Source organism: Streptomyces olindensis, assembly GCF_040645895.1.
In the GTDB taxonomy this organism is placed as follows: Bacteria; Actinomycetota; Actinomycetes; order Streptomycetales; family Streptomycetaceae; genus Streptomyces; species Streptomyces olindensis.
Window position 1 is genome coordinate 1 of the sequence record NZ_JBEYZD010000132.1, and the last position, 9621, is coordinate 9621.

The 9621-nt window shown below is 74.6% G+C and carries 7 protein-coding genes; 1 reads left to right on the forward strand and 6 read right to left on the reverse strand.

Annotated features, from left to right (window positions below):
• Positions 1-76: 76 nt before the first annotated feature.
• The 6 genes from ABZ948_RS39865 to ABZ948_RS39890 form a co-directional block, all read right to left on the reverse strand.
• Positions 77-484 carry a RidA family protein gene (locus ABZ948_RS39865; RefSeq protein WP_359768029.1) on the reverse strand — a complete coding sequence of 136 codons (408 nt, stop codon included), beginning with the start codon at positions 482-484 and terminating at the stop codon, positions 77-79.
• 101 nt (positions 485-585) lie between these two features.
• Entirely contained in the window at positions 586-2946 is a 2361-nt protein-coding gene (locus ABZ948_RS39870) for an SWIM zinc finger family protein (protein ID WP_435857795.1), read from the reverse strand.
• Complete coding sequence (locus ABZ948_RS39875; protein ID WP_359768031.1) at positions 2943-5771, reverse strand: SCO1167/SCO6262 family helicase; 2829 nt, start codon at positions 5769-5771, stop codon at positions 2943-2945. Before ABZ948_RS39875 ends, ABZ948_RS39870 begins: the two co-directional genes overlap by 4 nt.
• Before the next feature lie 85 nt (positions 5772-5856).
• Complete coding sequence (locus ABZ948_RS39880) at positions 5857-6438, reverse strand: sugar kinase (protein WP_359768032.1); 582 nt, start codon at positions 6436-6438, stop codon at positions 5857-5859.
• Complete coding sequence (locus ABZ948_RS39885) at positions 6435-7583, reverse strand: ROK family glucokinase (protein ID WP_037759848.1); 1149 nt, start codon at positions 7581-7583, stop codon at positions 6435-6437. Before ABZ948_RS39885 ends, ABZ948_RS39880 begins: the two co-directional genes overlap by 4 nt.
• Positions 7584-7647: 64 nt before the next feature.
• Positions 7648-8385, reverse strand: coding sequence for a GntR family transcriptional regulator (locus ABZ948_RS39890; protein ID WP_359768034.1), 738 nt, complete (start codon positions 8383-8385; stop codon positions 7648-7650).
• A 128-nt stretch (positions 8386-8513) separates the two neighbouring features.
• Between ABZ948_RS39890 and ABZ948_RS39895 the strand changes: the two genes are divergently transcribed.
• Positions 8514-9530 (forward strand): Gfo/Idh/MocA family protein, encoded by a 1017-nt coding sequence (locus tag ABZ948_RS39895; RefSeq protein ID WP_359768033.1) that lies wholly within the window; start codon positions 8514-8516, stop codon positions 9528-9530.
• Positions 9531-9621: the final 91 nt, after the last annotated feature.

Sequence of the window (9621 nt, forward strand, 5' to 3'; positions counted from 1 at the left end):
GCGGGGGGGGGCGCGGCCCCCCACACCCCCCCCCCCCCCCCCCCGCGGCACAAGGGGAAACCCGTCCGGGCTCCGGTCAGTCGAGCACCGCCGTGGCCTCGACCTCGACCATGATGTCCGGCTCGCCCAGAGCGGACACGCCGAGCAGGGTGATCGGCTTCAGCGGGTCGACGCCCATCTTGGCGGCGGCGCGCTGGACGCCCTCCCCCAGCAGCGGATACTTCTCCGGGGACCAGTCCACGACGTAGATCGTCAGCTTCGCCACGTCGTCGAACGAGCCGCCGATCTCCTGCAGCGCCCGGCCGACGTTCAGATAGGCCTGCTCCACCTGCGCGGCGAAGTCACCGGTGCCCACCGCATTGCCGTCGGCGTCGCGGGCCACCTGGCCGGCCAGGAACACGAGCCTGGAGCCCTCCGCGATCGAAAGCTGCCGATACACATCCGGTTTCGGCAGGCCATCAGGATTGACTAATTTGATGGTCATGCGCTCTCCTCATTCAGGGGACTTCGCGGTCACCCTAGCGCAGAGAACATTTTCCATCCCGCCGAAACCGCCGGGAAGTTGACCCGTCGACAGGCGGCCCCTCAGAGTTCGCCGGAAATGCCGAGGCCCGTCAGCGCGCCGACCGGATCCAGATCGGGGGTGCCGCGCGGCCACCAGTCGTCCCGGCCGGCCTCGGACTCGTAGGCGTACCACAGGCCGTCGCGGCCGAGGCGGAGCTGGACGTGGCCCCGGGGGTGGGTGAGGCGGTTGCGCCAGGGCCGGAACGCGGGCAGGTCGGCGGCGAGGAGGAGGGGCCTGGCCCGGTCGAACCGCCCGGCCGGCGGGTCCCACGGCTCCTCCAGCACGACGAGGCCCTCCAGCCCGCCCTGCCGCCAGGCGGCGACCGCGCGGGCCAGGTCGGACGGAGTACGGCCCGTCGCGTCCGCCAGGGAGGAGTAGAGCGCCCGGGTGCCGGCGGTGAGCCCCGAGCCGGGACGGGCCGCGGCCAGGCGCACCGCGTCCTGCCAGAGCGTGAGCTGCCCGACCGGGTCGCGGCCGGTGGTGAGCAGGGCGTGGGCCCGGGCGGCGGCGTCCGTCGCCAACTGGTCCAGGGCGAAGGGGTCCGGGCCGCCGGGAGCGGCCGGGTAGGCCGGGGGCTGCTCGGGGTGCGGGGGCGGGGGCAGCGGCGCCGGGAGGGGCGGGAGGGCGCGCCGCGCGAGGACGTCACCGGCCCGTACTCCGGGCATCGGAGCCGGTTCCCGGTCCTGGGCGGCGCGCGCCGCGCGGGTGGCGCTCAACCGGGAGAGCGCGTCGAGCAGTTCGCGTTCGCCGCGGCCGCGCAGCAGGAGCAGCACGAAGGGGTCGGCGTCGAGCAGCCGGGCGGTTTGATAGCAGAGGGCGGCGGCGTGCTTGCAGGGGTGGCCGCGGTCGGGACAGCTGCAGCGCGGCTCCAGGTCGCCGGGGCCGGGCAGCAGCGGCACGCCGCAGTCGGCCAGGGACTGCGGCATCTCCTTGTCGAGCAGCGCGGCGATGTGCCCGGGCCGGTCGGCGGCGGCGTCCAGGAACCTGTCCCAGTCGGTGTCGCCGAGGGTGCGCAGCCGCACCTGGACGCGGTACGGGCGCGGGCGGCTGCCCCGCACGTAGGCCAGGACGAGACCGGGCGTCACCGTGATGGCGTCGACGTTCCCCTGCTCGGCATACCCCCGCCCACGCTCCAGCCGCTTGGCATCCAGTGCGCCCTGCTCCAGCGCGCCGACCCAGGCGTTCCCCCACCAGCTCTCGGCGAAGGTCTTGCCCTCCCGGGGCGGGAAGGCCGGGAAGGTACGGCGGAGGTCGCTGTCCCGGTGGGGGGCGGCCATGGAGCGGGGAGGTGTTTCTCCTTGGCTCCCGCCCCTGTGAGAGGTTGCCTCCCCTCGGCTCCCACCCCCGTGAGAGGTTGCCTCTCCGTGCTGCAGGTCGGTCGGGCGGGAGGGCGGGCTCCGGTGCCCGGGCGTCTCCTCATGGGCGTCGGGCGCCGGGGCGGGTCCGTCGGCGGGCGTCGCGTCCGGCAGGTTCGGGAGATTCGGCAGGTTCGGGAGATTCGGCAGGTTCGGGAGTCGGAAAGGGCCGGACAGCAACTGGTGTACGTCATGCGCTGCCCCGCCGGCGCCGTGGTCGCGCGCTCGCCGCACAGCCGCGGCTCTGTCGTCCACGGTGCTCTGCCGGGCCCGGCGCCTGCGCCGGGCGCCTTCCCGCTCGGTCTCCTCCCGGGCCCGTCGCGCGTCGTCCCGGGCCGCACGCAGCGCCTCCCGTGCGACGTCCGCCGCACGAGGCCCGGGCCGGTCGGAGTCACGGTCGGGCCGGTCGGAGTCACGGTCGGGCCGGTCGGTGTCACGGCCGGGCCGGTCGGTGTCACGGCCGGGCCGGTCGGTGTCACGGCCGGGCTGGTTGGTGTCGCGGTCGGCACGACCCGAGTCACTGTCGAGCCGACCCATGTCCCCGGCGGGCCAACCCGAATCACCGTCGGACCGACCCGAGTCACCGTCGGACCGGCCCACGCCACCACCGAGCCGACCGCTGTCGCCATCGGCCGTCGAAGCCTGCTCGGCTTCCTCCCCGGGTCGGGCCTCGGAAGAGGCGGGTCCCGCCGGGACCTCCTGCGGATCGCCCGGCGCCGCCGACTCCGACTCCGGTTCCGGCTCCGGCTCCGGCTCCGGCTCCCACGGTGTTCCCACCGCCCGAGTGTCCTCGGGTGCACCGACGTCCTCCCCCGGGCCCTCCTCGCTCGCGTGGTCCTCCCCACCCCGACCGCTCCCCCGATGCTCGGACACCGCCCGCCGCAGTGCCTCGCGCGCCGCGTCCCCGGGTCGGGGGGTCTCCTGGTCGGTGGGCGCCGGAGGGGTCGTCGGGGCCGGGGCCTGGGGCGCCCGCGCCCGGGCCGCCCGGAGGGCCCGGCGCGCCTCGTCGGAGGGGCGGGCCGTCATGCCGTCCTCCGCAGGGACACCAGGTCGGACAGCTCACGGTCGGTCAGTTCGGTGAGGGCCGACTCGCCGGAGCCGAGGATCGCGTCGGCCAGGGCGCGCTTGGCCTGGAGCATCTCGGCGATGCGGTCCTCGACCGTGCCCTCGGTGATGAGGCGGTGGACCTGGACGGGCTGGGTCTGGCCGATGCGGTAGGCACGGTCGGTGGCCTGCTCCTCGACGGCCGGGTTCCACCAACGGTCGAAGTGCACGACGTGGCCCGCGCGGGTGAGGTTCAGGCCGGTGCCCGCCGCCTTCAGGGACAGCACCAGGACCGGGGTCGAGCCGGCCTGGAAGCGGTCGACCATGCGCTCCCGCTCGGGGACCGGGGTGCCGCCGTGCAGGAGGTCGACCGGGACCGCGCGCCCCGCCAGGTGAGAGGTGATCAGACGGGCCATCCCGACGTACTGGGTGAAGACCAGGGCGGAGCCGTCCTCGGCGAGCAGCGTGTCCAGCAGCTCGTCCAGCAGGGCGAGTTTGCCGGAGCGGGCGGCGAGCCGGTCTCCGGCCGGGGCGTGCTCCTCCTTCAGGTACAGCGCCGGGTGGTCGCAGATCTGCTTCAGCGACGTCAGCAGCTTCAGCACCAGGCCGCGCCGGGCCATGCCCTCGGCGGTCTCGATGGCGAGCATCGACTCCCGGACCACCGCCTCGTACAGCGCGGCCTGCTCGCGGGTGAGCGGGACCGGGTGGTCGGTCTCCGTCTTGGGCGGCAGCTCGGGCACGATGCCCGGGTCGGACTTCTTGCGGCGCAGCAGGAAGGGCCGGACCAGGCGGGCCAGGCGCTCCACCGCTTCCTCGTCCTCGCCGGTCTCGACGGCCCGGGCGTGCCGCGCGCGGAACGACTTCAGCGGCCCGAGGAGGCCCGGGGTGGTCCAGTCGAGCAGGGCCCACAGCTCCGAGAGGTTGTTCTCGACGGGCGTGCCGGTGAGGGCCACGCGCGCGGGGGACGGGATCGTGCGCAGCGCCTTGGCCGTGGCGGAGTACGGGTTCTTGACGTGCTGTGCCTCGTCGGCGACGACCATGCCCCAGGTCTGCTCGGCCAGGGCGGGGGCCGCCGAGCGCATCGTGCCGTACGTGGTGAGGACGAAGCCGCCGTCCAGGCCGGTGAGGCTGCGGTCGGGGCCGTGGAAGCGGCGGACGGGGACGCCGGGGGCGAAGCGGTTGATCTCCCGCTGCCAGTTGCCGAGCAGCGAGGCCGGGCAGACCACCAGGGTCGGCTCGCGACGGGCCCGCTTCAGGTGCAGGGCGACGAGGGTGATCGTCTTGCCGAGGCCCATGTCGTCGGCGAGGCAGCCGCCGAGGCCGAGGGAGGTCATGAGGTCGAGCCAGGCCAGGCCGCGGAGCTGGTAGTCGCGGAGGGTGGCGTGCAGGCCCGGGGGCGGCTCGGCCGGGCGGATCCCCGCGGTCAGGCGGTCGCGCAGGGTGGCCAGCGCGCCGACGGGGACGGCCTCGACCGTCTCGCCGTCCACCTCGGCCGTGCCGGTGAGGGCGACGGACAGGGCGTCGACCGGGTCGAGCAGCCCGAGGTCGCGCTTGCGGGCCTTGCGGACGAGGGCCGGGTCGACCAGGACCCACTGGTCGCGCAGCCGGACGACGGGCCGGTGGGCCTCGGCGAGCGTGTCCATCTCGGTGTCGGTGAGCGGGTCGCCGCCGAGCGCCAGCTGCCAGCGGAACCGGAGCAGGTCCTCGCTCTCGAAGAAGCCGGTGCCGTCGGTCGCCGAGCCGGGCGCGGGGCGGATCACCGCCGTGGCGGAGAGGTCCTGCGCCAGGTCCCTGGGCCAGTGCACCGCGACGCCGGCCGCGGCGAGCCGGGTGGCCGCGACCCCGAGCAGGTCGCTCAGCTCCTCCTCGGTCAGGGCCAGGACATCGGGCACGTCCTGATCGGAGAGCCGGTCCAGGGGCGGCCAGACCCGGGCCGCGCGGCGGACGGCGAGGGCGGCGTCGACCCGCGCGCGGGGGCCGAAGGCGTCGGCGGCCTCGCCCGCCCACAGGGCCGCCGCGTCGGCCACGAGGGTCGGGTCGGCGAGGCTGTGCACCTGGACGACGGCCGCGCCGGCGCTGCGCGCCCCGCCGTCCGGGGCGTCGTCGAACAGGTCGTACGCCGACAGGTCCAGGCGGAGCGAGATGCGCACGCCGGCGTCCATGCCGGCGGCGACCTCGGCGGCCCAGTCCTGGGCGCCGGGCAGGCGCTGGGCCTCGCGGGCGGCGAAGGGCCTGCCGGTGGTGTGGGCTGCGGCCGGGGTGCGGGGCAGGGTGTCGGCGACCGCGTCCAGGAAGGCGCGCACCAGCGCTTCCGGTTCGGGCAGGCGGATCGGGCCCGGGCCGGGCAGCGGGACGGCGTGTCCTTCGTACGGCAGGGCGGCGGCGACCGCGCGCAGGTGCGCGATGTCGTCCGGGTCGAGGGGGCCGGCCCGCCAGGCGTCGTGGCCGGTGACGGTCAGGCCGGGGAGGAGCCGGCCGCGCGCGGTGAGCCGCAGGGCGTGCAGGGCGGCGGCGCCCCAGCAGGCGGTGGCGGGGTGGGCCGCCGGGTCGTGCCGCGCCCGCACCAGGAGCGGCAGGGCCGCTTCCAGCGGGAGGGTCAGCGCCGGGGCGGTCCGCCGCCGGACTCCCGCGCCGTGCCGCCGTACGACGGTCAGCTCGGTGTCCTCGGCGGGCAGGGGTTCGCCCTCGGGGTCCCAGAAGGCGATGCGGCCGTGGCGCGGGAGGGGTGCGGGCAGGAAGACGGCCGGGAGGCGGACCGGGGCCGTCGGCTCCCCCGCCCGCTCGGCCACCGCGGCCGTGTCACCCATACGTCCTGTCACCTCCCGCCCCGTCCGTCGGATCAGTCGTCTCCGACTCTACGGGCGGGGTCTGACAATCGGCCCCGGCGGCGGGTCAGGGCACGGTCCGGGACACGACGTACACCCAGGGGTACGCCGGGTTGGAGAGGTCCACGACCACGTCGTGGGTGGGGGCCGGGTTCTTCTGCCGGTGGACGAAGCCGTACCACCCGTCGCCCCCGGGGAACGTCCAGCCGGTCACCTTGCGGTCGCGGGCGCCGATGGTGATGTCGCCCTTCTTCAGGTCCTTGCGCGTCATCCCGAGGCCCGTCAGGTAGGCGTCGAGGCCGGCCGTGTTGGTCTCGAACTGGGCGTAGAGGCGGCTGGTCTTCCAGTTGTTGGTCTCGTAGTACGCCACGTGCCAGGCCGGGTGCGGGATCGGCACCTGGTAGATGCGGCGCTGGAGCTTGGAGGGCCAGCCCTCGGTGAGGCCGGTCGCCGAGTACTTGGCCTCCTTGTCCTTGCCGCTGTCCCGGCTCTGGTTCGCGGAGATCACCAGGTAGCCGGCCGGGATACCGATGAGCAGCACGATGATCAGCAGGGTGAGCGCCCTGCGGCGGATCATGTGGCGGCGGTCCTCGACCGGGTGGTCCGGCTCCTCGGGCCACGGGCCCTGGTGGGGCAGGGAGGCGGTCACAGCGTCTCCTGGGAACTGCGGAGCGACTGCGTGTACCGCTCGTAGCGCTCGTAGCGCTCCACGCGGCGGCGCTTGGCGCGGCGGAAGCGGCGGGCGACCAGTCGGGCGAGGTCGGCGGCGCCGACCATGCCGGCCTCGGGGCCGAGCTGGGCGCGCACGATGCGGGCCTCGGGGCGGTAGCCGCGGCCGGTGAGGTGCCGTTTGAAGGCGTCCCGGGCCGGGCCGATCAGCAGGTCGTCGGCGGCCGAGACGCCGCCGCCGATCACGAAGCAGGACGGGTCGAGGGCGGCGGCGAGGTTGGCGATGCCGACGCCGAGCCACTGGCCGATGTCCTGGAGCAGCTCGATGCACATGGCGTCGCCGTCGCGGGCCAGCTCGGTGATCATCGGGCCGGTGATGTCGCCGATGCTGCCCTTGACGTGCTCGATGATCCCGTAGGCGACCGGTGAGTCGGCGGCGGCCAGCTCGCGCGCCTCGCGGACGAGGGCGTTGCCGGAGCTGTACTGCTCCCAGCAGCCGCGGTTGCCGCACGGGCAGCGGTGGCCCCCGGGCACGACCTGCATGTGGCCGAACTCGCCGGCGACGCCGTACTTGCCGCGCTTGACCTGGCCGTCCTCCAGGATCGCGCCGCCGATGCCGGTGCCCAGCGTGATCATGACGAGGTGGTCCTCGCCGCGGCCCGCGCCGAAGCGCCATTCGGCCCAGGCGGCGGTGTTGGCGTCGTTGTCGACCAGCACGGGGACCGACAGGCGGCTGGCGAGGCGGTCCCGCAGGGGTTCGTTGCGCCAGGACAGGTGGGGGGCGAACAGCACGCGGTTGCGGTCGGCGTCGACCCAGCCGGCCGCGCCGATGCCGACGGCGTGCACGTCGTGCCGGTCGGAGAGGTCCAGGACCAGCTCGGCGATGGTGTCCTCGACGACCTTGGGGCTCTTGGACTTGTCCGGGGTCTCCGTGCGGAGCTTCTCCAGGATGTTGCCGTCGGCGTCGACGACGCCCGCCATCACCTTCGTACCGCCGATGTCGATGCCGACCGTGGGCACGCGGGGTGCCGTCAGGTGTGAGCGGCGCTCCCGGGTGCCGACCGTGCGGAGCACGGTGGCACGGCGGGAACCGATGGGGGCGGTGAAGTCGCGGTAGGTGCTCATCGCGCCCGATTCTGCCTCACAGGACGGCAGGGTGCGGTGCACAGGGGTGCTGCGGACCGTCCTCTCACGTCCTCACGAGCAGCTGGAACTCGAAGGAATAGCGCGTCGGACGGTACGTGTGCGTGCCGTACTCGACCGCACGGCCCGTGTCGTCGAACGTGACGCGTTGCATGGTCAGCAGCGGCGCGCCTGTCTCCTCGGCCAGGCGGTCCGCCTCCTCCGTCGTCGCCGCCCGGGCGCCGATGGACTGGCGGGCGCTGTGCAGGGTGATGCCCGCCGCGCGCATCAGGCGGTAGAGGCCGGTGGTCTCCAGCTGGACGGTGTCGAGGTCGATCAGGCCGGGCGGCAGGAAGTTGCAGAGGTAGGCCATGGGCTCGCCGTGGGCGAGGCGCAGGCGTTCCACGCGGTGGACGTCGCTGTCTTCGGCGACGCCGAGAGCGGCGGCGACCTCGGCGGAGGCGGGGACGACCGTGTTGACCAGCACCTTGGTGGCGGGGCGCTGGCCCGCCGCCTCCAGGTCGTCGTAGAGGCTGCTGAGCTCCAGCGGGCGCTTGACCTGGCTGTGCACGACCTGGGTGCCCACACCGCGGCGGCGTACGAGGAGGCCCTTGTCGACGAGCGACTGGATGGCCTGGCGGACGGTCGGCCGGGACAGGCCTAGCCGCGCGGCGAGCTCGATCTCGTTGCCCAGCAGGCTGCCGGGGGTCAGCGTGCCGTGCTCGATCGCGGCCTCCAGCTGCTGGGACAGCTGGAAGTACAACGGCACGGGGGAGCTGCGGTCCACGCTGAGCTCGAGCTGCACGGTCGGGTCCACTTCTGGTTTCGGCACGGGCCGAGCGTAGCTCCGTGCGTTGTTGACGGGAAGTTGTGTAGTCAGATTGTCCGGACATTCAGATTGACAGGGGCGGGTCGGGCACGCACTTTGTTTTCATGCGCATCGGCGTCATCGGTACGGGCCGCATCGGCACGATCCACGCGAACACGCTCAGCCGGCACCGCGACGTGGGCTCCCTGATCCTCACGGACGCGGACGCCCCGCGGGCCCAGGAACTGGCGCACCGGCTGGGTGAGACGGCGGCGCCTGGCGTGGAGGAGATCTTCCGGTGGGGCGTCGACGCGGTGGTGATCACGACGGCGACGTCGGCCCACGCCGAACTGATCGGTCGGGCAGCACGCTCGGGCCTGCCGGTGTTCTGCGAGAAGCCCATCGCGCTGGACCTGCCGGGGACGCTGAGCGCGATCGCCGAGGTCGAGACGGCCGGGACGGTGCTCCAGATGGGCTTCCAGCGCCGCTTCGACACCGGCTACGCGGGCGCCCGCGAGGCCGTGCGGTCCGGCAGGCTGGGGCGGTTGCACACCGTGCGGGCGCTGACCAGCGACCAGACCCCGCCGCCGGCCGCCTGGCTGCCGCTGTCCGGTGGGCTGTACCGGGACACGCTGATCCACGACTTCGACGTGCTGCGCTGGGTGACGGGCCGGGAGGTGGCGGACGTGTACGCGACCGGGACGGACGCCGGTCCCGCGATGTTCCGCGAGGCCGGTGACGTCGACACCGGCGCCGCGCTGCTCACCCTGGAGGGCGGCACGCTCGCGACGGTCACGGGTGCCCGGCTGAACGGTGCGGGGTACGACGTGCGCATGGAACTGGCCGGGGAGCTGGACCAGATCGTGGTGGGGCTGGACGACCGTACGCCGATCGCGTCCACGGAGCCGACCGGGCCGCCGGCCGCGGACAAGCCCTGGACGGGTTTCCTGGAGCGCTTCGGCCCGGCCTACGAGGCGGAGCTGAACGCGTTCGTCGAGGTCGTCCGGGGCGAGCGGGTCAACCCCTGCGACGGGCGCGAGGCGCTGCAGGCGCTGCGCGTGGCCGAGGCGTGCGAGGTGTCGCGCCGGGAGCGCAGGCCGGTGCGCCTCGCGGAGATCCCCGGCGGGGGCGCCCCCGCCTAGGGGGTGTCCGCAAAGTCCCGTCGTCCGCCCGGAGGGCGGGCCCTGCGGCGTTCGGTGCGTGCTCTCGGCGTGCCGGGCGGACGCCCGCGTA